The organism is Actinoallomurus bryophytorum (assembly GCF_006716425.1).
Taxonomy (GTDB): domain Bacteria; phylum Actinomycetota; class Actinomycetes; order Streptosporangiales; family Streptosporangiaceae; genus Actinoallomurus; species Actinoallomurus bryophytorum.
The window spans coordinates 733247-757758 of the sequence record NZ_VFOZ01000001.1 but is presented as its reverse complement, the minus strand read 5'-3'; the positions used below and the strand labels follow the sequence as shown (position 1 = coordinate 757758).

Annotated in this window: 24 protein-coding genes; 19 read left to right on the top strand and 5 right to left on the bottom strand. The window is 70.7% G+C overall.

The features are described from left to right. Positions 1–66 precede the first annotated feature (66 nt). From recG to FB559_RS03610, 3 genes are all read left to right on the top strand, one after another. On the top strand, positions 67–2274 hold the full coding sequence (gene recG / locus FB559_RS03615; RefSeq protein ID WP_141953225.1) for an ATP-dependent DNA helicase RecG: 2208 nt from the start codon (positions 67–69) through the stop codon (positions 2272–2274). Between the two features lie 63 nt (positions 2275–2337). Beyond that, on the top strand, positions 2338–2415 hold the full coding sequence (locus FB559_RS46560) for a putative leader peptide (protein WP_425455103.1): 78 nt from the start codon (positions 2338–2340) through the stop codon (positions 2413–2415). Positions 2416–2457: 42 nt separating this feature from the next. Continuing rightward, the gene (locus FB559_RS03610; protein ID WP_141953223.1) at positions 2458–3060 is read left to right on the top strand and encodes a HEAT repeat domain-containing protein; all 603 of its coding nucleotides are present in this window, start codon (positions 2458–2460) and stop codon (positions 3058–3060) included. 105 nt (positions 3061–3165) lie between these two features. Here FB559_RS03610 and FB559_RS03605 read toward each other — a convergent pair whose 3' ends face one another. Continuing rightward, the gene (locus FB559_RS03605; protein ID WP_141953220.1) at positions 3166–3654 is read right to left on the bottom strand and encodes a DUF2000 domain-containing protein; all 489 of its coding nucleotides are present in this window, start codon (positions 3652–3654) and stop codon (positions 3166–3168) included. 95 nt (positions 3655–3749) lie between these two features. Here FB559_RS03605 and FB559_RS03600 point away from each other — a divergent pair, with 95 nt between their 5' ends. Next, on the top strand, positions 3750–4211 hold the full coding sequence (locus tag FB559_RS03600; RefSeq protein ID WP_185792025.1) for an Lrp/AsnC family transcriptional regulator: 462 nt from the start codon (positions 3750–3752) through the stop codon (positions 4209–4211). A gap of 59 nt (positions 4212–4270) precedes the next feature. Here FB559_RS03600 and FB559_RS03595 read toward each other — a convergent pair whose 3' ends face one another. Then, entirely contained in the window at positions 4271–4444 is a 174-nt protein-coding gene (locus tag FB559_RS03595) for a CsbD family protein (protein WP_141953217.1), read from the bottom strand. Positions 4445–4779: 335 nt separating this feature from the next. Then, positions 4780–6168, bottom strand: a complete 1389-nt coding sequence (locus FB559_RS03590; RefSeq protein WP_141953215.1) for a PP2C family protein-serine/threonine phosphatase — start codon at positions 6166–6168, stop codon at positions 4780–4782. A 258-nt stretch (positions 6169–6426) separates the two neighbouring features. Here FB559_RS03590 and FB559_RS03585 point away from each other — a divergent pair, with 258 nt between their 5' ends. Together FB559_RS03585 and FB559_RS03580 are read left to right on the top strand one after the other, a co-directional pair. Next, positions 6427–7245, top strand: coding sequence for an SAM-dependent methyltransferase (locus FB559_RS03585; RefSeq protein WP_141953213.1), 819 nt, complete (start codon positions 6427–6429; stop codon positions 7243–7245). A gap of 81 nt (positions 7246–7326) precedes the next feature. Continuing rightward, positions 7327–7905: a hypothetical protein gene (locus tag FB559_RS03580; RefSeq protein WP_141953211.1), complete on the top strand. Its 579-nt coding sequence runs from the start codon at positions 7327–7329 to the stop codon at positions 7903–7905. Between the two features lie 79 nt (positions 7906–7984). On the opposite strand, the gene FB559_RS03575 is transcribed toward FB559_RS03580, so the two are convergent. Continuing rightward, entirely contained in the window at positions 7985–8623 is a 639-nt protein-coding gene (locus tag FB559_RS03575; RefSeq protein WP_141953209.1) for a hypothetical protein, read from the bottom strand. A 311-nt stretch (positions 8624–8934) separates the two neighbouring features. Between FB559_RS03575 and rsmD the strand changes: the two genes are divergently transcribed. The 13 genes from rsmD (at position 8935) to ftsY (ending at position 21724) form a co-directional block, all read left to right on the top strand. Then, positions 8935–9501 (top strand): 16S rRNA (guanine(966)-N(2))-methyltransferase RsmD, encoded by a 567-nt coding sequence (rsmD, locus tag FB559_RS03570; protein ID WP_141953206.1) that lies wholly within the window; start codon positions 8935–8937, stop codon positions 9499–9501. Positions 9502–9529: 28 nt separating this feature from the next. Then, on the top strand, positions 9530–10009 hold the full coding sequence (gene coaD, locus FB559_RS03565) for a pantetheine-phosphate adenylyltransferase (protein WP_141953204.1): 480 nt from the start codon (positions 9530–9532) through the stop codon (positions 10007–10009). A gap of 88 nt (positions 10010–10097) precedes the next feature. Beyond that, positions 10098–10682, top strand: coding sequence for a YceD family protein (locus tag FB559_RS03560; protein WP_141953201.1), 585 nt, complete (start codon positions 10098–10100; stop codon positions 10680–10682). Position 10683: 1 nt separating this feature from the next. Then, entirely contained in the window at positions 10684–10860 is a 177-nt protein-coding gene (gene rpmF, locus FB559_RS03555; protein ID WP_141953199.1) for a 50S ribosomal protein L32, read from the top strand. Between the two features lie 189 nt (positions 10861–11049). After that, positions 11050–11748: a ribonuclease III gene (gene rnc, locus FB559_RS03550; protein ID WP_141953196.1), complete on the top strand. Its 699-nt coding sequence runs from the start codon at positions 11050–11052 to the stop codon at positions 11746–11748. Between the two features lie 44 nt (positions 11749–11792). After that, positions 11793–12650 (top strand): bifunctional DNA-formamidopyrimidine glycosylase/DNA-(apurinic or apyrimidinic site) lyase, encoded by an 858-nt coding sequence (gene mutM / locus FB559_RS03545; RefSeq protein WP_141953194.1) that lies wholly within the window; start codon positions 11793–11795, stop codon positions 12648–12650. 437 nt (positions 12651–13087) lie between these two features. Continuing rightward, on the top strand, positions 13088–13366 hold the full coding sequence (locus tag FB559_RS03540) for an acylphosphatase (protein ID WP_185792024.1): 279 nt from the start codon (positions 13088–13090) through the stop codon (positions 13364–13366). A 167-nt stretch (positions 13367–13533) separates the two neighbouring features. Continuing rightward, positions 13534–13731: a hypothetical protein gene (locus FB559_RS03535; RefSeq protein WP_141953189.1), complete on the top strand. Its 198-nt coding sequence runs from the start codon at positions 13534–13536 to the stop codon at positions 13729–13731. Positions 13732–14222: 491 nt separating this feature from the next. After that, the gene (gene smc / locus FB559_RS03530) at positions 14223–17879 is read left to right on the top strand and encodes a chromosome segregation protein SMC (protein WP_141953187.1); all 3657 of its coding nucleotides are present in this window, start codon (positions 14223–14225) and stop codon (positions 17877–17879) included. 428 nt (positions 17880–18307) lie between these two features. After that, positions 18308–18709: a globin domain-containing protein gene (locus FB559_RS03525; protein ID WP_141953185.1), complete on the top strand. Its 402-nt coding sequence runs from the start codon at positions 18308–18310 to the stop codon at positions 18707–18709. Between the two features lie 67 nt (positions 18710–18776). Further along, entirely contained in the window at positions 18777–19895 is a 1119-nt protein-coding gene (locus tag FB559_RS03520; protein ID WP_141953183.1) for a globin domain-containing protein, read from the top strand. An 8-nt stretch (positions 19896–19903) separates the two neighbouring features. Beyond that, positions 19904–20554, top strand: a complete 651-nt coding sequence (locus FB559_RS03515) for a DivIVA domain-containing protein (RefSeq protein WP_185792023.1) — start codon at positions 19904–19906, stop codon at positions 20552–20554. Positions 20555–20587: 33 nt separating this feature from the next. After that, a complete protein-coding gene (gene ftsY / locus FB559_RS03510) occupies positions 20588–21724 on the top strand; it encodes a signal recognition particle-docking protein FtsY (RefSeq protein ID WP_141953178.1) in 1137 nt (378 codons plus the stop codon). A gap of 233 nt (positions 21725–21957) precedes the next feature. On the opposite strand, the gene FB559_RS03505 is transcribed toward ftsY, so the two are convergent. Continuing rightward, positions 21958–24237 carry a LuxR C-terminal-related transcriptional regulator gene (locus FB559_RS03505; protein ID WP_246121334.1) on the bottom strand — a complete coding sequence of 760 codons (2280 nt, stop codon included), beginning with the start codon at positions 24235–24237 and terminating at the stop codon, positions 21958–21960. Positions 24238–24512 lie beyond the last annotated feature (275 nt).

Sequence of the window (24512 nt, the reverse complement as noted above, 5' to 3'; positions counted from 1 at the left end):
GGATCGGCCCGAGCCGATAGAACTGTCGGTGCCGGGCTGTTACATGGCCTGATAAGGAAGGGTTCCGTGACGACACTCGAGCAGCCACTGGTCAAGGCGGTGGGGGCCAAGGCGGCCAAAAAGCTGGCCGCCCTCGACCTGGAGACCGCCGGGGATCTGCTGCGCCATTATCCGCGGCGCTACGCCCAGCGAGGCGAGCTGACCGACCTCGACAGCCTCGCCGAGGGCGAGTACGTCACGGTCATGGCCGAGGTGGAAAAGGTCCAGGGGCGCCGGATCACCCGAAAGCCCGGTTACCTCCTCGAGGTCACCGTCACCGACGGCAGCGGCCGTCTGACCCTGACGTTCTTCGGCAAGGGCGCCCATGTGCCCGAACGCGAGCTCCCCCCGGGCACGAGGGGCCTGTTCGCCGGAAAGGTGAGCTTCTACCGCGCCGGCCGGGGGATCAAGCGCCAGCTGGTCCACCCGGAGTACAAGGCGATCGCGGGCGGTGACAGCGCCGACGCGGCGCGGGAGTTCGCCGAGGAGCTGATCCCGGTGTACCCGGCGGGCAAGGGGCTGACCTCCTGGCAGATCGCCGACTGCGTACGCGTGGTCCTCGACACCGCCGACCTGGGTGCCGACCCGCTTCCCGAACAACTGCGAAAGGGCCATCGGCTCATCGGGCTGTCCGACGCGTACCGCGGGATCCACCGGCCGCAGGACATGGCCGAGGCCGGACGGGCGCGCAAGCGGCTCAAATGGGACGAGGCGTTCGTGCTCCAGGTCGCCCTCGCGCAGCGCCGGCGGGCGGCCGCCGAGCTTGCCGCGACGCCACGTCCGCCGGCCGGCGCGGGCCTGCTGGCCGAGTTCGACGCGATGCTGCCGTTCGAGCTCACGGAGGGACAGCGCGCCGTCGGCGAGGAGATCGCGGCCGACCTGGTCCGCACCCACCCGATGCACCGGCTGCTCCAGGGCGACGTGGGCGCGGGCAAGACGGTCGTCGGCCTGCGCGCGATGCTCCAGGTCGTCGACGCCGGAGGGCAGGCGGCGCTGCTCGCACCGACCGAGGTGCTCGCCCAGCAGCACCATCGCTCGATCGTGGCGATGCTCGGGCCCCTCGCACAGGCGGGGCGGCTCGGCGGCTCCGAGCACGGCACGCGCGTCGCCCTCCTCACCGGCTCGCAGGGCGCCAAGGCGCGGCGCGAGGGGCTGCTCGACGCGGCCTCCGGCGCGGCCGGCATCGTCGTCGGCACCCACGCGTTGCTGCAGGAGCACGTGCAGTTCGCGGACCTGGGCCTCGTCGTGATCGACGAACAGCACCGCTTCGGCGTCGAGCAGCGTGACGCGCTGCGCGAGAAGGCGACCGGCGGACGCCCGCACGTCCTCGTCATGACCGCGACGCCGATCCCGCGCACCGTCGCCATGACCGTCTACGGCGACCTCGACACCTCCGCGCTGACCCAGCTGCCGGCCGGGCGCTCCCCGATCGCCACCCACGTCGTCCCCGCGGGCAACCGCGCCTACTGGGACCGCGCGTGGGAGCGCATCCGCGAGGAGGCCGGGCAGGGCCGCCAGGCGTACGTCGTGTGCCCCCGCATCGGCGACGAGCCGGCCGGGGACGTCACGGCCGGAGACGATGACGAGGACGAGGGCGCGGAGGAGGACGAGAGCGCCCGGCGGCCGCCGCTGGCCGTGCTCGACGTCGCGCCGAAGCTCACCGAGGGGCCGCTGCACGGGCTGCGCGTCGCTGTCCTGCACGGCCGGATGCACTCCGACGACAAGGACACGGTGATGCGGAGGTTCGCCGCCGCCGAGCTGGACGTCCTGGTGGCGACCACCGTGATCGAGGTCGGTGTCGACGTGCCCAACTCCACGGTCATGGTGGTGATGGACGCCGACCGGTTCGGCGTCTCGCAGCTCCATCAGCTGCGCGGGCGCGTCGGCCGTGGCCGCCACCCCGGCCTGTGCCTGCTCGTCACGGACGCGGTGGAGGAGTCGAAGGCGCGCGAACGTCTCGACGCCGTGGCCTCGACGCTGGACGGCTTCGAGCTTTCCCGCCTCGACCTGGAGCAGCGCCGTGAGGGCGATGTCCTCGGCGAGAGCCAGTCCGGCCGGCGTTCCAGCCTGCGGCTGCTCACCCTGCTCCAAGACGAGGAGATCATCAAGGCGGCCCGCGCCGAGGCGAGCGAGCTCGTGGCGGCCGATCCCGAGCTGCGCGATCACCCGGGGCTGGCGGCCGAGCTCGCCGCCCTGGTGGACGAGGAGCGCGCGGAGTACCTGGAGAAGACCTGAGGGTCACGGGGTTCCCTACCTAACTGGTTGACATTGGAGGGATTCTCCTCCACGATCGGGACTGTGTACCGGAGAGCTCTGCTGGTCGTGCGGCTCCACGTCGATCTGCGACGTCAGGCCAGCTCGCTGTGTCGCCGGTGATGGCCCAGTTCACGCCCGAACGACACGTCTCCGGAGGACCCCATGACCGTCATCGACCTGCCCGTACACCGCCCCCAGGGGCTCACCGAGGAGGCCGGCAACCGCCTCGCCCGCGCGCTCGCCGACCCTGACGTCCGCGTACGCCACGCCGCCGCCGACGCTCTCATCGACGAGCGCGAGGTGCTCATCGGGGAGGAGGGCGTCCGCGCGCTGGTCGAGGCCGAGACGGCGAGCGCGGACCCGTACGTACGCGCCGTGGCCGCCGAACTCGTCCGCGCGATGCGCGCGGCCGCCTGGGAGATCTACAGCGGGGCGCTCGGCCGCAAGGACGCCACACGGGCGGAGACCGTACGCGGCCTGGCGGTCCTACGCGCGGCGGCCGAGCTCGGCGAGATCGCCCTGACCGACCCGGGCTGGCGAGTGCGCGAACGCGCCACCGCCGCCCTCGGCCACCTCGACAGCCGCTCCGCGATCGGCCCCCTGACCAGCGTCCTGGACGACGAGATCGTCGCCGTACGCCGTGCCGCCGTGCAAGCACTGAGCAAGTGGGCGGCCGACCGCCATTACGCCCGCACCGCGCTGACGAATGCCTTGGACGACCCGGACGCCGGCGTACGTGCCGAGGCGCGCTGGGCGCTGGCCTGAACGGGCGGCCGACCGCCGTTACACCGCACCGCGCCGACCAGCGCCCCCGGACGTCGGCGTACGGGGCCGAGGCCCGCTGGGCGCCGGCTTGAACGAGCTCTGGGCTCATGACAGCAGGGTGAGCCTCTTGGCGAGCTTGTCGACGCGGTTGCGCGGTCCGATGACGCTCACCGCGCCGACGGCCAGCTTCTCGGCGGGGGTCGTGGAGAGTTCGTCGAGGTAGCCGTCGTAGACGCGGTTCGTCTGCGCGGCCGCCGGCATGTCGATGACCAGGAGGTTCGCGGCGGACACGGCCTTGGCGCGGGTCTCGGCCAGCAGCTCCGGTGTGGCACCGAGGACCGTGCACCCCGCCCAGGGCAGGCCGGGGTGCCAGGCTCCCGAGGCATCCGTGCCACCCCGGGCGATCAGCCCCTCGACCTGGGCGCCGGTCGCGGCGGCGACACAGACGGCCGCGTTGACCATCAGCCCACCCGGCAGGGTCTCGTCCACGATCACGATCCACTTCAGCCGGGCGGACCGGGTCGGCCGGTCGGTGACGACCTCGTCGGGGGCGAAGCCCGGGATGACTGCTTCTTCGTCAGGAGGATTAGGCATCAGGATCTCCACTAGTGCGTCAACTGGCACCCGAGCGTAGATATCCAGATACTGTAAGTAAAATAATCCGTATTTAATTCGGCGCGAGGTGTCCGATGGCGGGACTGGACGAACTTGATACGGCGATCCTGCGCGAACTGCAGGTGGACGCACGGCGCACCAACCGGGACATCGCCGCCGCCGTGGGCGTCTCGCCCACCACCGCGCTGGACCGAACGCGCGGGCTGCGGCAGCGCGGCGTCATCCGGGGAGCGCTGCTCGACGTCGACCTCGGTAGCATCGGCCGGTCGGTCCAGGCCTTGATCGCCGTGCGCATCCGGCCGCCGTCCCGCCGCAACATCGAGGGATTCCGGGACTGGGTCAGCACCCTTCCCGAGACGGTCGGCGTGTTCGTCGTCTCCGGCTCCGAGGACTTCCTCATCCATGTCGCCGTCGAGGACAACGATCGGCTGTACGCCTTCGTCATCGACCGCCTCACCCAGCGCCCCGAGATCGCCGACGTGCGTACCAGCGTGGTGTACGAGCACCTGCGCAACCCCGGCGTCGCACCCGTCTGACGGCCCGGGGCGCGTCAGGGTCCACCTCCCCGGAGACGGATCCTGACGCGCCGGACCGGTCAGTCCTTGAAAGCGTCCTTGATCTTCTCGCCGGCCTGCTTCATGTTGCCCTTGTCCTGGTCGGTTTCGCCCTCGGCCTCCATTTCCTCGTTTCCGACCGCCTTGCCCGTGGTCTCCTTGATCTTGCCCTTCATCTCCTCGCCCTTGTTGCGGGCTTTGTCCGCGCTACCCATTGCTCTCTCCTCAATGTCGAACGGAACGAAGTCGGCCGCGTGATCGGTACGCGCGTGACGGCGATCTTCGACGGCCGAGCCTGGTCATGTTCTCCCTGCCCGTGCTGGTCGCGGCGCAACATCGTGGTCAGGGCGGATCAGGAGGATGTGGCGGCTTCGAGAGCGAGACTTCGCCAAAGAATGGGGACCCGGCATACGGAAGCTGGACGCGTTTCGACCCCGGCACCATCGCCGTCGGCTCCTCATGACGCAACGTATCCACAATTCATATCGCGCCCGCCGCCCCGCGCCGGCCGCCTCGAAAAGCGCGGGGTTAAACCGTGAGGCAGAAGAAATCAGGTGCGCATGGTCTGAAGGGTGAGCCGGTCTCCAGACCGTTTGGGCATCCATTCCACCAGGATCACGGTCGCGTCGTCGGAGAGGCGTCCGCGCTGGTGGTCGAGGACCGCGCGGTTGAGGCTGCGGAGGATCTCCGGCGCCGCCATGCCCTCCGCGCTCCGGCGGATGACGAAGTCGCTGAGGCGCGCTGTGCTGAACTGACGGCCGTCGTCGTCGCGTCCCTCGATGACCCCATCGGTGTAGAGGAGGAGCCGGTCACCCGCCTGGAGTTGCTCGGTGTACCCGGCGACCGGTGCGCCGCTGTACCCGTCGCCGGACGACCCGCCGCCGATCGTCCCGCCGCCGATCGTCCCGCCGCGCGCGGCCAGGTCGGCGTCGATCTCGGCCAGTCCCAGCGGGAGGCAGGGCGGGCGAGTGAGCTCCTCGACCTTGTCGCCGCGGATGAGCAGCGGAGGCGGGTGGCCGCAGGGCAGCCACGCGAACTCACCGCTGGCGATGTCGAGGTCGCACAGGAGCGCGGTGGCGAACCGGGAGGCGCCGAACTCGTTCGCGATGGCCTCGTCGGCGCGGACCGCGATGTCGGTCAGGCCGCCGCCGGTCCGGCGGGTGGTGCGGCAGGAGGCCATCGCGACGCTGGAGATCAGACCGGCGGTCAGATCGTGGCCCACCGAGTCGAAGAGCGACACGTGGAAGCGGTCCCCGATCAGCGAATGGTCGAAGGCGTCCCCACCGACCTCGTAGGCCGGCTCCAGGGCGCAGGCGAGCTGCACGCGGCTGGTCGCGAACGTACGCGGGGCCATGAAGGCCCAGACCATCTCCGCCTGCAGTGCCATGGCCCGGCTGCGCTGTATCTCGGTGTAGATGTCGCTGTACGTGCCCTTGCTGGCGATGAGGAGGCCGGTGAGCGAGGCGAGTATCCGGCACCTCTCGAGCGTCGCCGCGCTGATCTTTCCGCTGACGTCGTCGAGAAGCCGGGTGCTCGCCTCGCCGCCGTCACGGGTGAAGCACAGCTCCAGCACGCCCAGCCGCTCCACGCCCTCCAGCAGCGGGACCCAGAGCCGGAACGGGCCGTCCTGGCCTGCCACGTGCTCGATCTCGGCGGACTGGATGGTGACCGTCTGGAAGGCCCGCCCGGCCGTCGTCGACTCGATGTCGAGGGGTTCGGCTCCGCTGCCTGAGCCGTCGGGCATCGGCCGTAGCCGGTGTTGCTGGAGGTCGGCCAGATAGATCCGGGCCTCCGACACACCTAGCGGCCGGGCCGCCTCGGCCAGGTGATCCGCCAGGGTTCCCGGCGCCATCAGATGGGAGCGCAGGAGCAGGGTCGAGAGCATCTGGCCGATCACCGGGTCACCGGTGTCGGCGGGGTGCGTGAAGCCGGGGTACATGGACCAAGCCTCCTCCCCTGCGAGCCCGGGTGCCGCCGAGGCCTGTCGCGGGCATCTTCCAGCGCGCCGACGGCGATGGCAAGGGCGGCCGGCCGGCGACGGCCGCCGATGGTGACGCGGCGTTCGCGGCGCCTCCGGAGTGTGATGACCACGCCGAACAAGATGAGCGAAACGTCGTCTTTTATGTGAGATCCGTACGAAACATCAGGACCCCCCTGGATACCCTGCCATCGCAGGAGATCTTCAGGAGGTGACGGTATGGCGGACACGACGCGTGCCTCTGCCGGCTTCCATCCTCGTACACCCAGCGAAGCGCGTGTGCTCGACTACCTGCTGGGCGGCAAGGACAACTTCGCCGCCGACCGTGAGGCCGCCGAGCGTGCCATCGCCCTGGCGCCGGAGCTGCCGATGATGGCCCTGGAGAGCCGCAAGTTCCTGGGGCGGGCGGTGCGTTTCCTCGCCGATGAGGGCATCCGGCAGTTCGTCGACATCGGCTGTGGCCTGCCGACCCAGAACAACGCGCACGAGGTCGCCCAGGCCGCGGCGCCGGAATCGCGTGTGGTGTACGTCGACATCGACCCGGTCGTGGTCAGCCACGCGAGCGCCATCCTCGCCGGCGACGAGCGGACCGGCGTGATCCAGGCCGACATGCGCGAGCCCGACAAGATCCTCGCCCACCCGGGCCTGCGCCACCTCATCGACCTCGACGAACCCGTCGCGATCCTGCTGGTCTCCGCCTTCACCGCCATCCCCGAAGACGAGGTCGCACTCGACATCGTCGCCCGCCTGCGCCAGGCGATCAGTTCGGGGAGCTGGATGGTGATCTCCCACCCGATCTCCGACAGCCGGCCCCAGGTGGCCGAGCAGATCGCCGCGATGTACCAGGCCAAGGACCTCTCCGGCGCGCCACGGCGCCACGACATTCGCAGCCGCGCCGAGGTCGAGCCGTACTTCGACAAGCTGGACATGGCGGACCCCGGGATCGTCCGCCTGCCCGCGTGGCGGCCCGGCCCGGCCGGCCCCAGCGTCGATCCCAAAATGGTCTGGGCGATCGGCGGCGTCGGCCGCAAGCTCTGACCGCGAACCTACGGTGATCTTCGGCGGGGTACGCGGCGCGGGACGTGGCAGGAGTGGGGCGGATCCGGTTACCCTCCCGCAGTGGAGCAGAAGAGCGACTTCCCTCTTCCTGTCGCCGCCGCGCCCGCGTACCTGACCGCGACGGTGGCGGGCGTCTCGGCCGCCGGAGCGCTCGTCGTCCTGGTGATGGTGGGATATCTGCTGGCCACGATGGGTCCTCTGTCCGGACAGCCCGTCGCCACACTCGTGTTCGTCTTCTTCCCGGTGCTGGCCTTCGGCCTGCTCGCCTCGGCCACCGTGATGGCGTTGCTCGCCCGCGGGGAGTTCCGGCTCCTTCGGAACCCTCCCGTCTTCACCGCCGACGGCGTACGGCTCCGGGTGTTCGCCCGCCGCGGTTACGACGTGTTCGTCCCCTGGGATCGCGTGTCGCGGCTGCGGATCGCCGACGTGGGGCCGCGGCCGTTCCTGGTGGTCGACGTGCCCGGGGCGGAGGACCTCGTCGGCGACGACCCGGACAGGGCCGAGCGCCTGCGCCGTACCAGGGAACGCTTCGAGGGTGCCGCCTTCGTGTACGGGCTGCGGGGCGCCCTCATCCATGCCGAGGACCTCGACGCGGTGGTCGGCCGGCTCAGCGACGGGGCCGTCGCCCTCGACTACTGAGCGGGGCGCCGCGCGGGGGACATTTCCGGGCGGTCGAAAGGGGCGCCCCGTCGCACGGGAGCGCCCCTTTCTCGCGTCGTCAGGCGTCGCCGGCGGGCTTGCGGCGCGAGGCGGCGATACCGGCGGCACCGGACAGCACGGCGGTCGCGCCGAGCAGCGTGAGCGCGCCGATCGGGCCGCCCGTGAACGGCAGGTCGTCTCCGATGGCGGGCAGGGAGCCCGTGGCCGGGGCGGCCTCAGCGGGTTGCCTGGGCGTCAGGGGCATCCCGACCGGAGGCGTCGGCGGGGGAGTGGGCGGAACCGGCGGTGCCGGCGGCGTCGGAGGGATCGGGCTGGGCGGATTGGGCACGCACTCCCGCGGCGGCTGGGCGCACAGACGGAGACTCACGTCGGCACGTACCGACAGAGGGGCGACCTTGACCGACGCCTTCACGCCCGCGTGCACCGCCGGCGCGGAGGGCCTGCCCGGCTTGCGGGCGGGGGCGCCCAGCCGCAGGTCGACCGGCAGGTTCACGCGCAGGCCGGGACCTGCCGAGCGCCGCGGGCCGGACGTCGCCTGCTTCACCACGCCGTCGACGGTCTTGCCGAGGGGCCCGGTCTTGGCCAGGGGACCGGTCAGGTCGACGGGGAGCTTGAGCCCGCCGGTGTCGGCCTGGGCCATCCCGCTCATGGCGGTGAGGCCCAGGACCGTCACGCCCGCGGTCGTGACCAGTCTCACGCTTTTTCGCATTGAGGAATCTCCAGGTCGGAGGGGCGGCGAACGTAACCACGTGCCGGGTGGAGGCAGCCGGGCACGGTGAGTACGGGCCTCCCGCCGCCTTGTCACAAGGCGCCGCAATGTCATCCGCACCACCACATGTCCCGGGAAGCCCTGCCATACAGGTAGCGATCAGTTTGTCACGTCAAGTAGCGTTTTGGAACGCCGATCGACGGCGTTCTGTCAGCGATTCACAGCGCTGAGTGGGCACCCTGGCGAGCGGCGGACGGGCGCATCCGTGTCCGCGACGCACTCTGCGCCACACTGAGTGCGTGACCCGAGTCATCGCAGGAACCGCCGGCGGCCGGCGGATCTCCGTGCCCACCGGCCGTGACACCAGGCCGACCAGTGACCGCGCCCGCGAAGGACTGTTCGCCACCGTCCACTCGCTGCTCGGCGACCTCGACGGCCTGCGCGCCGCCGACCTGTTCGCCGGGTCCGGGGCGGTCGGCCTGGAGGCCCTGTCCCGCGGTGCCGCCCACGTGCTGCTCGTCGAGTCGTCCGCCCGCGCCGCCAGGGTGATCAAGGAAAACGTCGAGGCGCTCGGCCTGCCCGGAGCCGAGCTGGTCACCGACCGCGTCGAACGCGTGCTCCGGCAGGCTCCCCCCGAGCCGTACGACCTGGTCTTCGCCGACCCTCCGTACGCGGTGACCGCGGAGACCGTCATCGGGATGCTCGACGCGCTGCGCGACAACGGCTGGCTGGCGCCAGAGGCGCTCGTCGCCGTCGAACGCGCCACGCGCGGCGAGCCCGTCCGCTGGCCGGCGGGGTACGCGGAGAGCAGGGCCCGTCGTTACGGCGAGGGGACACTTTGGTACGGTCACGCCGCAGGCCACTGACGACTTCCTTGCAGAGGGGACTCACCTCGTGCGCCGTGTTGTCTGTCCGGGTTCGTATGATCCCGTCACCAACGGACACCTCGACATCATCAGCCGAGCGTCGCGCCTCTACGACGAGGTCGTCGTCGCCGTGCTGATCAACATCTCCAAGAAGAGCCTCTTCACGGTCGAAGAACGCGTCGAGATGATCGGCGAGGTCACCAAGGAGTACGGCAACGTCAGCGTCGAGAAGTTCCACGGGCTGACCGTGGACTTCTGCCGCGAGCGGGGCATCCCGGTGATCGTGCGCGGGCTCAGGGCGGTCAGCGACTTCGACTACGAGCTGCAGATCGCCCAGATGAACCACCAGATGGCCGGCGTCGAGACCATGTTCATGGCCACCAACCCGCTCTACTCGTTCCTGTCCTCCAGCCTGGTCAAGGAGATCGCGCAGTACGGTGGGGACGTGTCCGGGCTGGTGCCCGAGCCCGTCCAGCGCCGTCTCACGCGGCGCTTCTCCGAGTCCTGACCGGGGGCCCGCACCCCGCCGAGTTGGGCGAACGGGCCTGCATTCGGTACCCTTTCCAATCGACCTTGCCAGACGACGGTGATGCGCCATGCCTCACGGAAGCAGGAAGAACCTGACTCGCATCGATCCCCGCGACCCATTCGTGATCGACACGCTCATACTGGGCCGCCGTCCGGGATCGATGCGCAAGGACTCCTACGCCGTGCCGGCTCCGGCGGATCTCGGCGTCGAGATGGTGAGCGTTCCCGAGGGCACCGAGATCGAGCTGGACTTCCGGCTCGAGGCGGTGATGGAGGGCGTGCTCGTCTCGGGCACGGCGCGTGCGTCTCTCGCAGGAGAGTGCGCGCGCTGCCTGGATCCCCTCACCTCGTCGATCGAGGTGGAGTTCCAGGAGCTCTACGTCTACTCCGACACTCGTTCCGGCGAGAGCGCGGACGAAGACGAACGCCGTCTCGAGGGAGATCTCATCGATCTCGAACCGGTGGTACGGGACGCGATGGTGCTAGCACTGCCGCTGTCCCCGCTGTGCCGGGACGACTGTCCCGGTCTGTGCACGGACTGCGGGGTCCGGCTGGCCGATGCCGGTCCGGACCACCATCACGACGCCGTCGACCCTCGGTGGGCGGCATTGCAGGGCATGTTGGATCAACGACAAGAAGACCAGGAGGGCTGACGTGGCCGTACCAAAGCGGAAGAAGTCGCGCAGCAACACGCGGCACCGTCGCTCGCAGTGGAAGACCCAGGCTCCCACGCTTGTGCGCTGCCCGCAGTGCCGCGACCAGAAGCTGCCCCACACCGCGTGCGCGACCTGCGGCACCTACAACCGCCGTCAGGTCATCGACGTGGCCTGAGGACGTTCCGGGGGCGGCGCAGTGCCGCCCCCGCCCGTCTCGCGATGAAGACTCGCCCGAGGCCGTGGCGGACGCCGGGAACGACCCGGCGTGTACCTCGCTCTCGCGGAACCTTCCGCGGAGGAAGACCGTGAATTCTGTCTGTGCCGCCTCCCTGACCCGGGGGGCCGCGTGAAGCCGGACCACTCCATGACCGACCGCAGCGCGCTCGAGGCCGCGCTCGGTGTCAGGCCCGACCCGGAGCTGCTCGAACGCGCCCTGACCCACCGCTCCTACGCGTACGAGAACGGCGGGCTGCCGACCAACGAGCGGCTGGAGTTCCTCGGCGACTCCGTGCTCGGCCTGGTCGTCACCGACACGCTGTTCAACGGCCATCCGGATCTGCCCGAGGGCCAGCTCGCCAAGCTGCGCGCGGCCGTCGTCAACATGCGGGCGCTCGCCGGCGTGGCACGCCAGCTCGACCTGGGCGCCTACATCCGCCTCGGCCGCGGCGAAGAGGGGACCGGGGGCCGCGACAAGGCCTCGATCCTCGCCGACACGCTCGAGGCCGTGATCGGCGCGGTCTATCTCGACCAGGGCCTCAAGGCGGCGGACGCCCTCGTGCACCGTCTGTTCGACGCCCTGATCATCCGGTCGGCGAGCCTGGGCGCCGGGCTCGACTGGAAGACCTCGCTGCAGGAGCTGACCGCCACCGAGGAGCTCGGCGTGCCCGAGTACCACGTGGAGGAGAGCGGCCCGGACCACCAGAAGAGCTTCCGCGCCGTCGTCGCCGTCGGTGGTGTCGCCTACGGCCACGGTGAGGGCCGCAGCAAGAAGGAGGCCGAGCAGCAGGCGGCCGAGGCGGCATGGACGACGATCCGCGAGCGTTCTTCCTCTGCCGGCAACTGACGCGCCGGACATCCCCCGCCACAGCCGGAAAGAGGAGAACACCCGTGCCCGAGCTGCCCGAGGTCGAGGTCGTACGGCGTGGAGTCGAACGCTGGGTGGCCGGCCGGACCGTCGAGTCCGCCACCGTCCTCCACCCGCGCGCGGCGCGCCGCCACGTCGAGGGCCCGGCCGACCTCGCCGCCCGGATGACCGGGCGCCTGGTGTCCGGCGCGCGGCGGCGGGGAAAGTACCTGTGGCTGCCCGTCGGCGACGACGAGGCGTTCCTGGCCCACCTCGGCATGAGCGGCCAGCTGATCGTCGGTGAGCCGGACCGGGCCTACGAAAAGCATCTGCGCGCCCGGTTCACCTTCACCGACGGGGGGCTGGACCTGCGCTTCGTCGACCAGCGCACCTTCGGTCACCTGATGCTCACCGGCACCACGGACGACGGGGTGCCCCTGCCGATCGCGCACATCGCCCCGGATCCGCTGGAGGCGGCCTTCGACGAGGAGGCGTTCCTGCGCGCACTCCGCCGGCGCCGTACGGGGATCAAGCGCGCGCTGCTCGACCAGTCGCTGATCAGCGGCGTGGGCAACATCTACGCCGACGAGGCGCTGTGGCGGGCGAAGCTCCACTGGGCACGGCCCACCGAGACTCTCACGCGGCCCGAGGCGCGGCGCGTGCTGACGGCCGCCCGCGAGGTCATGGGCGACGCCCTGACGGCGGGCGGCACGTCCTTCGACAGCCTGTACGTCAACGTCAACGGAGAGAGCGGTTACTTCGGCCGGTCACTCAACGTGTACGGCCGGGAGGACGAGCCGTGCCCCCGCTGCGGCGACCCGGTCCGGCGTGACGCGTTCATGAACCGCTCGTCCTACACCTGTCCCCGGTGCCAGCCCCGCCCTCGCCGCGGGCGCTACTGACGTTCAGCGGGTTCCGGCACGCCCTCAGGGCCTCATCCGAGGTCCCGCTGCGCGGCGCCCAGGCGGCGCCCTCGCCGCGTTGTCGTCGGTCGCCGGCCGGTACCGGGCTGATTCCCTCCTCCGCCTTGCGACGCGCCGCGTGGACGCCGCTCGCTACGGATCGGGACTTCGAGACAGCCCCTTAAGGGGCTTTTCGACGCTCCGCATGCGTCCGGGTCCGGTCACGGGCGTTCCGTCAGGCGGGGTTGTCCGGGTTCGACCGCGGTGCTAGACGACCGCCCGGGGGGCCCTCCCGTGCGTGGTGACGGCGTCGCCGGACGGATCTCGATCGCCGCCGTCGCCCGGCCGCGAGCCTTCCGTGCGGTCCTTGCCGTGGGTCTTTTGTCGCAACTATCGGCGTATGGCCGGGTCCTCTCGCGGGACTAGGATCCCGGAACGTGGAGGACCAGATTCGGCTGACCGCGTGGGTGCGCGGCCACGTGCAAGGTGTGGGTTTCCGGTGGTGGGTACGTTCCAGGGCGCTCGAGCTCGGTCTGGCCGGCTCGGCGAGCAACCTCAGGGACGGCCGGGTCGAGGTGATCGCCGAAGGCCCCCGGGCGGCCTGTGACGGGCTGCTCACCCTGTTGCGCGGCGGGGAGACGCCGGGAATGGTCGACGGCGTTGTGGAGCGATGGACGGAGCCGCGTGGCGATCTTCGCGGCTTCGTCGAACGGTGATCGCTCTGGGAAGTCTGCTAAACTTGGATAGGCAGGTTGTTACGCGTCTGTGACATCTGTCTTGACCGGCTCTCCAGCCGGTGCGACCCTAGTTGTTACGCGCATCATTTCGGCTCTCATGTGCGCGATCATTCCTGCTGGTCACTCAGCGTGGAGGACCCTTAATCATGGCGAAGGCTCTACTCGGCCACGTCGGCGGTCCGGACCCCCGCATGGTTGCGGAGATGCGGCGCCTTCAGCAACGTGTCCGTGACCTGGAGGCCGAGCTCGTACGGCTCCAGACCGAGAACGACACGCTCGCGGCGGTCGCGGACAACGAAGTCATGGCGCTCAGCGCCAACGACCGCGAACCGGCTCTGACCTAACGGTCAGACCGCTCCTTAAAAGGGACGTCGATCATGACGTCCCTTTTTGCTGCCTCGAATTAACATCCGGCGTGCTTCACCAAAGGTTGTTCCTTGACCGCAACGGTGAGGCAATCACTTCGGAAATGCACGTGTGATCATGTTCGCCCCCAGGTCAGCCGATCGCCCGATGGCGCGGGGAATTTCCGTCCGCTCCCGTTGAGGGCGTCGATAGGCGGCGCCAGAACGGGCGTTCGACCGAAGAAGAGGCCATTTCCTGATCCGTCGTGGCCGGTGGTCGCCGGGGCGGGACGCCGGAGCCGCCGGGCGGGGTGGTTCTCCCGGACAGACCACGCATCAGGATCGATCGTGGCACATTTGGGGATGTCAGATGGCCGGTGCTACGCCGGGTTCGGGGTCTCGGCCGGTATCGTTCGCAGAGGCCAAGCCCGGCCGGCCTCCCGAATCTCACGGGCCGGCATCGAACGGTCGCGGAAAGGATCGGTAGACGCTTGTACTTGAAGAGCCTCACGCTGCGTGGCTTCAAGTCCTTCGCGTCCTCGACCACGCTGCGTCTCGAACCGGGCATCACCTGTGTCGTCGGACCCAACGGCTCGGGCAAGTCCAACGTCGTCGACGCGCTCTCGTGGGTGATGGGCGAGCAGGGCGCCAAGTCGCTGCGCGGCGGCAAGATGGAGGACGTCATCTTCGCGGGCACGTCGTCGCGCCCGCCGCTCGGCCGCGCCGAGGTCCTCCTCACCATCGACAACACCGACGGCGCACTGCCGATCGACTACACCGAGGTCACGATCAGCAGGCTCATGTTCCGGTCGGGGCAGAGCGAGTACGCGATCAACGGTGACTCCTGCCGCCTGCTCGACGTTCAGGAACTCCTGTCGGACTCCGGCATCGGTCGCGAGATGCACGTGATCATCGGTCAGGGGCAGCTCGACCGGATTCTGCATTCCGGGCCCGAGGGGCGCCGCGCGGTCGTCGAGGAGGCGGCCGGCGTCCTCAAGCACCGCAAGCGCAAGGAGAAGGCCCTGCGCAAGCTGGACGCGATGGGGGCCAACCTCACGCGCGTCCAGGACCTCACCACCGAGCTGCGCCGCCAGCTCAAACCGCTCGGCCGGCAGGCGGAGATCGCCCGCCGGGCCGCCGTGATCCAGTCCGACCTGCGTGACGCGCGGGTCCGCCTGCTCGCCGACGACCTCGTGACGCTGAGCGGGCGGCTCAAGCAGGAGACCCTCGACGAGGCCGCCGTACGCCAGCGGCACACGGCCGTGGAGGAGGCCCTCGGCCAGGCCCAGCAGAGGGAGACCCTTCTGGAGGCCGAGGCCGCCGAGCAGGCGCCGCTGCTGGTCCGCACCCAGGAGACCTGGTACTCCCTGTCGTCCTTCCGCGAGCGCCTGCGCGGCGTCGGTGAGGTCGCCGCCGAGCGCCACCGGCACGCCGTCGAGGCGGAGGGGGAGGAGCGCCGGGGCCGCGATCCCGAGGACATGGAGCGCGAGGCCGCCGAGGTACGCGAGCAGGAGGAGGTACTCGCCGCGCGCCTGGAGGCCGTGGAGGAGATGCTCGCCGAGTCCGTACGCGAGCGGTCCGAGGCGGAGACCGCGCTCGAGGCCGAAGAACGCCGCCTGCAGGCCGCCGCCCGCGCCGCGGCCGACCGTCGCGAGGGCCTGGCGCGGCTGCGCGGCCAGGTCGACGCGCTGGGCAGCAAGATGCAGGCCACCGAGGCGGAGATCGGCCGGCTCAACGAGGCGCGAGCCGCCGCCGGCGAACGCGCGCGGGTGGCCGAGGCCGAATACTCGTCACAGGAGACGCAGGCGGCCGAGGACCCGGAGCTGGCCGCCGAGCACGAACGCGTACAGGAGATCCTCGAACAGGCCAAGGAGTCCGCCGAACAGGCACGCGACGCGGTAGACGAGCCCCGTCGCGCCGTACGCGAGGCGCATGAGCGCGTCGGCGCGGCCCGCGGGGCCGACCAGTCCGCGCAGAAGGAGCTCACCGCGCTGCAGGCGCGGGTCGAGGCCCTCGATCTCACCCTGGGCAGTGCCGTGGACGGCGGTGAGGTACTCCTGTCCGCCGGCCTCGACGGCGTGCTGGGCACGCTCGCCGCGCTTCTGTCGGTCGAGCCGGGCGCCGAGGTCGCGGTCGCCGCGGCCCTGGGCGCGGCCACCGAGGCCGTCGCCGTCGCCTCTCTCGACACCGCGTCATCGGCGCTCGCCCTGCTACGCGCCGACGACGCGGGGCAGGCCGGTCTCGTGGTCGGCGACGGGCCCTCCGCCCACGGCGACCGCGCCGCTCTGCCGGGCGGCGCCCGCTACGCGGCCGACCTGGTCGACGCGGCGGAGTCGGTGCGTTCGGCGGTCCACCACCTCCTCGACGGCGTCGTGGTCGTGCAGGACCTGTCCGCCGCGACCGCGCTCGTACGCGAGAGGCCCGCGCTGCGGGCGGTCACCCGCGACGGCGACCTGCTCGGCGCCCACTGGGCACTGGGCGGTGGCGGCGGTCGGCAGAGCCCGCTGCAGATGCGCGCCGCACGCGACGAGGCGGCCGAACGCCTGGCCGCGGCACGCGAGAGGGCCGAGCACACCGCCGAGGCGCTGGAGGAGGCAGTCTCGGCCGAGCAGCGCGCCCAAGCGGTCCTGGAGGCGGCACAGGCGGCGGTCGGCGAGGCGCAGGCCGGCGTCAACCGCGCGCAGGCCGGACTCGACCGCGTACGCGCCAAGCTCCGTGAGGCCGCCGCCGAGGCGGCACAGGAGGCCAGGCACGTGGCCGGGCTCCAGGCCGCGGCGCAGGCCGCCCGCCAGGAGACCGAACGCCTGTCCTCGTCCGTACGCGCCGCCGAAGAAGCACGCGAACGCGACGCCGAGGCCCACGCCGGGCTGCGCGAGCGGCTGGAGGCCGCCGAGGCCGAGCCGCTGTCGGACGACGAGGAGGACTCCGCCCGCCGCGACGAACTCACCGACCACTGCCAGGAGCTGCGCGCCGCCGAGATGGAGGCGCGCCTCAACGTCCGTACCGCCGAGGAGCGCGTCACCGCCATCACCGGCCGCGCCGACGCACTGCTGCGCGCTGCCGACGAGGAACGCGCCGAACGCGCCCGCGCCGCCGAACGCCGCGAGCGTCGCGCGCACGACGCCCGGGTCGCCCAGGCCGTCGTCACCGGCGCACGCGCGGCACTGGCCCGCATCGAGGTCTCGATCGCCGCGGCGGTCGCCGAGCGCGAGGCCGCCGAGCAGGCACGCGCCGCACGCGAGGAGGAGCTCAAGACCGTCCGCACGCGCGTACGGGAGCTCACCGGCGAGCACGAGAGGCTCCTCAACGTCGCGCACGGCAGCGAGGTGGCACGCGCCGAGCGGCGGCTGCGCCTCGAGCAGATGGAGGAGCGGGCGATGGAGGAGTTCGGACTGGAGGTGGACGTGCTCGTCTCCGAGTACGGCCCCGACCAGCTCGTCCCCCCGGCGCCGGACGCCCCCGAAGACGCCGTGCCCGCACCGTACGACCGGGCCGTGCAGGAGAAGCGCGCCAAGCAGGCCGAACGCCAGCTGACCCAGCTGGGCAAGGTCAACCCCCTGGCGCTGGAGGAGTTCGCGGCGCTGGAGGAGCGGCACGCCTTCCTGACGTCCCAGCTGGAGGATCTCAAGAAGACCCGGCGCGACCTGCTCACGGTCGTCAAGGAGGTCGACGAGCGGGTCGAACAGGTCTTCACCTCGGCGTACGAGGACACCGCACGGGAGTTCGAAGGGATCTTCTCCCGGCTGTTCCCCGGCGGAGAGGGACGGCTGTCCCTGACCGAGCCGGAGGACATGCTCACCACCGGCATCGAGGTCGAGGCCCGCCCACCGGGCAAGAAGGTCAAGCGCCTGTCGCTGCTGTCCGGTGGAGAACGATCCCTGGTGGCGATCGCCTTCCTGGTCGCCATCTTCAAGGCCCGCCCGTCCCCGTTCTACGTGCTGGACGAGGTCGAGGCCGCCCTGGACGACACCAACACCCAGCGCCTGCTGGGCATCTTCGAAGAACTCCGCGAGTCCTCACAGCTGATCGTCATCACCCACCAGAAGCGCACGATGGAGGGCGCTGACGCCCTGTACGGCGTGAGCATGCGCGGCGACGGAGTGACCCAGGTCATCAGCCAACGCCTCCGCGAGCCCGAACCCGCCTGACCCGAGCCGGCGTGACCGAGTCGGCCTGGCCCGAGTCGATCTGTCGCGCCGCATCCGTTTGAGTGAGCCGGGGCGGCTGTGTGGATCGTGGCGGGTGCGTCCGGCCCGTACGTGACGGCGGGCCGCCGACTCGCGTGACGGGCGGGGCGGGAGGCCTCCGTCCAGGCGTGCGCTGCGGCTCGGGATTCACGAGTTCACGTGATCCTGGGCACGTTCCAAACGCCCGCCGGGTTCATTCGGGGGCCGTCCGCCGCGCCATCCCGGCCTCTTGCCCGGGACATCCAGGCCGACCGGGCGAGTCCTCTATCTCACGAATTCCCAGGCTACGACCCTGCCGTCTCAATTGTCCCTAGTTAACCGTGCGTAACCCTTGCGCAAGGTCGTGTGAGTCGTTAGGAATTGAGGTCTTCGGAAACGGAAGGGACTACATGAACGCTCAACGAATCAAGGAAAACTTCGCGCTGGTCGCCGATCACGGTCTGGAAGTGGCTGACTACTTTTACGCAGATTTGTTCGAGCGTAATCCGGGATACCGATCGCTTTTCCCGGCCTCCATGGAGCAGCAGCACAAGGTACTTCTCGCCGCACTCGCGCAGATCGTGGAGTGGGTGGATAACACTGAGGAATTGATTCCTTACCTTCAGCGACTGGGAAGCGATCACTCCGGATTCGGGGTCACCGCGGAGGACTACCCGGAGGTCGGCGCGAGCCTCATCGCGACCCTCCGCCACTTCAGCGGCGACGCATGGACCCCCGACCTGGAGAAGGACTGGACAGCCGCGTACGGCGTGGTTTCCGAGGTCATGGTGCAGGCGGGCGGCGAGCGGTAGCGCGGACCCGGGCGCCGATCCCCGCCGGCGCCCCGCTCGCGCGCAAGACCGTCCCTCAGGAGAACGTGTGGATGCCCAGGCATTGAAAGATAACTTTGCGCAGGTCGCACAGCACGGCGATGCTGTCGCATTGTTCTTTTACTCGGACTTGTTTCTGAGAAACCCCGGTCTACGGGAGATGTTCCCGATCGGAATGAGCCATCAGCGTGACCGTCTGTTGAGTGCACTCGGCCGCGTGGTCGCGCAGGTGGACAACCTGCCAGAAGTCGTTCCGTTCGTTCGTCAACTCGGCGCTGACCACCGGAAATTCGGTGTCGAGGCGCTGCATTATCCCGAGGTCGGCCAGAGTCTGATCGCCACTCTGCGTTACTTCTCCGGCGCCGCGTGGAGTGACGCACTCGCGCGCGACTGGGGCGATGCCTACACCCTCCTGGCGAACGTCATGGTCGAGGCCGCCGACGAGGACGCGAAGCAGCGCCCGGCCTGGTGGAACGCCCAGATCGTGGCGCACGAGCGCCGCCGGTTCGACCTCGCCGTCCTGCGCGTCGTGACGGACCGGCCGCTGCCCTACCTGCCCGGGCAGTCGGTGGCGGTCGAGGTGCCGGTACGGCCGCGGATGTGGCGCTACTACTCCATGGCCAACGCTCCCCGGCACGACAACACGCTCGACTTCCACGTACGGCTCGTCGACGGCGGCCCGGTGAGTCCCGTCCTGGTGCGCTCCGCCGGTGCCGGTGACTGGCTCAAGCTGGGCTCGCCGGTCGGGACCATGACCTTCAACGAGCGGTCCGGCCGCGACGTCCTCCTCATCGGCGGGAGTACGGGCCTGGCGCCGCTCAAGGCGATCCTCGAACGGATCGCCCGCAGTCCCGCACCGCCGCGGGTGCACCTGTTCTTCGGCGCGCGCACCGCCGACGGACTCTACGACCTCGCCGACCTGACCAAACGTGCCGCCGACAGTCCCTGGCTCACCGTGGTGCCCGCCGTGTCCGAAGGCGGGGCCGACGGAGCCGAACAGGCCGAGCAGGGCGTACTGGCCGACGTGGTCGCCCGGTACGGCCTCTGGAGAGACCACGACGCCTACGTATGCGGCTCACCCGCGATGGTCGACGCGACCGTGGAACGGCTCGTGGGCCTCGGGCTCGGCATGGACCGGATCCGGTCGGACAAGTTCGCGGACGCATAGGGAGAGCGATGAACTCACCAGACATTTCCGGAGCTCAGCGCCTGACCCCCGCCGAGCTGCAGGCGGTCAACTTCCGGCGCGCGCCGCTCGGCCGGCGCGGTTTCGACGAGGACCAGGTACGCGCCTTCCTCGGCCAGGTCGAACAGGAGCTGGTCCGCGTCCTGAACGAGAAGGCCGCGATGCAGCACGAGGTCGGGCGGCTGCGGGACCGGATCACCGGTAACCCGCAGGGCTTCTCGCCCGTACAGGCCGAGGACGCCCACATCCAGGCGGTCCGCATCCTGTCCAAGGCGCAGGAGACCGCCGACCATTACGTGGCCGACGCCCAGCGCTACAGCCGGGAGATCGCCGAGGAGGCGCGCCGGGGCAGGGACGAGATCCTCGCCGAGGCCAAGGCGCGGGCCGTACTGGTCCTGGACGAGGCGCATCGCCAGGCCTCGACCGCCGCCGAGCAGGTCAAGCCGTCCTCCGAGCCCCTGTCGGAGGACGAGCGGCGCAACCTCGAAAGCGAGATCGCCTACCTGCGGACCTTCAGCGACGTCTACCGCACGCATCTGCGGTCCTACCTGGAGGCCCTGCTGCGCAACGTGGAGGAGTGGGATCACTCGGAGCACGACTCCACGCCCGGCGCGCGTACGCCGCTGCCCCGCCCGCGCTGAGCGTCCCCGGCCTCTGCGACACTGGGACACGCTATGGAATACCTGATCCTCGCCATCGCGATCGTCGTGCTCGCCGTCGTCGCCGCCGGATTCTTTCTGCTGCGCGGCCGCGGCCGGGGCCGTACAGCTCCGCCGCCCGAGACCTCCGCGGGCGGCACGGCCGTCCTGGACGACGACGAGGTCGCGACCGCGGCTCCACCCGTCGACGTCCCGGTCGCCCCGGCGGCGCCGGAGATCGAGCTTCCGCCGCCCTCCGCCGGACGTCTCGTACGCCTGCGCGCGCGGCTGTCCCGGTCCCAGAACGCCCTGGGCAAGAGCCTGCTGGCGCTGCTGTCCCGTGACGCCCTCGACGACGAAGCGTGGGAGGAGATCGAGGACACGCTGGTCACCGCGGACGTCGGGGTCGTGCCCGCCAGGCAGATCGTGGACGACCTGCGGACGAAGGTGAAGGTCCTCGGCTCGCGGGACCCGGTCCAGGTGCGCGCGATGCTCAAGGAGGAGCTGCTCGGCCAGCTCGGCGTGGACTGGGATCGGACGCTGCGCACCGAGCCGCACGGCAACCAGCCTGCGGTCATCCTCGTCGTCGGCGTCAACGGCACCGGCAAGACGACCACATGCGGCAAGCTCGCGCGGGTCATCGTCGGCGACGGCCGTACGGTCCTGCTCGGTGCCGCCGACACCTTCCGTGCCGCCGCGGCCGACCAGCTGCAGACCTGGGGATCACGGGTCGGCGCCGAGGTCGTACGCAAGGCGGAGGGCACGGACCCGGCGAGCGTCGCGTTCGAGGCCGTCAAGCAGGGCATCGCGGGCGCCGTCGACACGGTGATCGTCGACACCGCGGGCCGGCTGCACACCAAGACCGGGCTGATGGACGAGCTCGGCAAGGTCAAGCGGGTGATCGAAAAGCAGGCACAGGTCGACGAGGTGATCCTGGTCCTCGACGCGACGACGGGGCAGAACGGCCTGCGGCAGGCACGTGTCTTCGCCGAGGTCGTCAACGTCACCGGCATCGCGTTGACCAAGCTCGACGGCACCGCCAAGGGCGGCATCGTCATCGCCGTGCAACGCGAGCTCGGCGTTCCCGTCAAGCTCGTCGGCCTCGGTGAGGGGCCCGATGACCTTGCCCCCTTCGACCCGGATGCCTTCGTCGAGGCGATTCTGGGCGACTGATCGGGATACGTACACCTAGATACGTACCCGTATAGGTATTTCTCCCGCTTCGCTCGGGGCGCTCTTTCGGGCACTCTCTGAGACGTTGTGGCGACGTTCCCCCGGGCGGCCGTCACCGTACCGGCGTCGTGACCGCGCGCGACGCCTTCTGGGCGGCGTCCCCCCTATGCGCCGCCGAGGGAAACGCTGGGGCCGGCACAGGCCAGGACCTGCGCCGGCCCCAGCGTTCGGTTTCAGGACCGGGCGGTGGACCTGCTGATCCAGACCGCGATCTGTGATCGTGAGCCGTACCCGAGCTTGCCCAGAATGTGCTCGACATGACCTTCGGCGGTGCGCTGGGAGATCACCAGCTCGGCGGCGATCTCCTTGTTGGTCAGGCCCCGGCCGACGAGCCGGGCCACCTCCGTCTCCCGGCGGGTCAGCGGAGAACGCTCGCCGTTCACGGACTCCGCCGGCGCGACGTCCTCCTCCGCCGTCTCCTCCAGCGCGTACGCGAGCGCGCGGTCGACGTCGAGCAGCGTGCCGTGGCGTACCAGCTTCTCGAAGTCGGCGTCCCCGAGCACGAGCCGCAGGTCGGCCACGCACTGCTCCTGGTATCGGCGGAGATGCCGGTATCCGGCCACCTGCGCCCCGACCGCCCGTCGCGACCTGGGCTCCTGCGAGAACGTCCCAAAGGTCCCCAGTAGCCGCGCCGCGCGTTCGTACCGGCCCTCCGCCGCGGCGATCCAGGCGAGAGCCGCCAGGTTGAGCCCGATCCCACGAGGGTTGCCGAGCACGCGGTGGACCGCCAGGCTCTCCATCACGAGCTCGCCGGCACGTACGGTCTCGCCCCGGCGCCAGAGCGTGATGCCGAGCATGGTCAGCAGGTGCGCCCGGTAGAGCCCCTTGCCGTTGGCCTCGCACAGAACGATGCCCTCCTCGGCGGCGGAGACGGCGGATTCGAGCTCGCCGCCGAGAGTGAGCGCGCCGGTGAGCCACAGGTGCGCCCGGATCCGGCCCATGATGTCGCCGCTCGCGCGCTGCTGCTCGGCCGCGTTCCGGCAGAGCGTGATCGCGGTCGCCGCGTCGCCCCGGTCCAGCGCGACCAGGCCACGCTGGAGGGCGACGTCGGCGAGGATCACGCCGTGCCCCAGCCGCTCCCCGATCTCCAGCGCCTCGTCGAGCATCCGGTCGGCCATGTCGGGCTGCCCGTCGACCACGGCCAGCCAGCTGTCGATCACCAGTGCACGGCCGCGGGCATCGTCCGGCGCGTGGTGCAGGGCCAGTCCCTGCGCCAGCCGCTGGCGGCCTTCGCCGAGATAGCCGCTCAGCCAGTGATTACGCAGGTCGGCGGCCATGTGCAGGCCGTTGGCGGCGCGTTCGGGCCCGCTGAAGCAATAATCCATGGCCGAGCGGAGATTGCCGCGTTCGAGCTTCGCCCGGGCGAGCATGGTCAGCTGCGAGGCGCCGGGCCGCACGAGCGTGTCGGAGCACATCCGGCGGTAGTAGTCGCAGTGGCGACGGTGCACCTCCTCCGCCTCGCCGGACTCGGCGAGCCGCTCCCGGCCGTACTCCCGCAGGGACTCGAGCAGCCGATAGCGGATCCCGAGCTGGTTCTCCTCCGTGACGAACACCGACTTGTCCACCAGCCCGGTCACGAGGTCCAGTACGTCCTCGGGCGCGATGCCGTCGCCGGAGCAGACCGCCTCGGCACCCTCCAGGTCCAGGCCGCCGACGAAGACCGAGGCCCGCGCCCACAGCGACCGCTCCTGCGGGGTACAGCGGGCGTAACTCCAGTCGATCAGCGCCCACAGGGTCCGATGGCGCGGCTGCGCCGTGGAGGTACGGAACTCCAGCAGCCGGAACCGGTCGTCCAGGCGGTCGAGCAGCTGCTGGACGGAGAGCGCCCGCAGGCGTACGGCCGCGAGCTCGATCGCCAGCGGGATGCCGTCGAGGCGGCGGCAGATCCGCTCGACGACGTCGTGGTTCTCCTCGGTCACGGTGAAGTCGTGCAGCACCGCCTGCGCCCGGTCGGCGAACAGCTGCACCGCGTCGCACTGCGCGGCGGCCTCGGCGGAGTTCGCGGCGGCGGGCAGCGGCAGCACCGGGACGGTCAGCGCCTGTTCGCCGGTGACGCCGAGGAGCTGCCTGCTGGTGGCGAGGATCCGCACGGAGGGGGCGCTCCGCAGCAGCGTCTCGGCCAGCGCGGCGCACGCGGGCCGGAGGTGTTCGCAGTTGTCCAGGACGATTAGCGCGTTCATGTCCCGCAGATGCTCGGTCAGGACCCCCATGGCCGGCCGCCCGGAGCGGTCCTCGATCCCGAGCACCTCGGACACGGTGTGCGTGAGGAGTTCGGGGTTCTCCAGCTCGGCCAGCTCGACCAGCCACACGCCGTCCGGGAACACCCGCCACAGCTCGCCTGCCACCCGGTAGGCCAGCCGGGTCTTGCCCACCCCGCCCACACCGGTCAGCGTCACCAGCCGGGACGCGGACAGCAGGCGTTTGACGTCGGCCATCTCTTGCCGACGCCCCACGAAGCTCGTCACCTCGGCCGGCAGCCCGCGCTCCCGCCACCGACCCGAGGTACGCATCACCATGAAGACCTGTACCCGCCGCGCTTCTGGTAGTGCTGACCTGCGAAGTTGCCATCTCACTGTACGCACGCCCGCGCGCTCTCCGGCACCCCGTGGCCGCCCAGGCGGCGAGCGTCGGTCTTCGGGGTAAATGGGCGATAAGCGTTCTGAAACACGGCGGAAACATGGGCGGGCATGGTTTCACACCGGCGAAACACTCATGCCCCGTAGGTGAA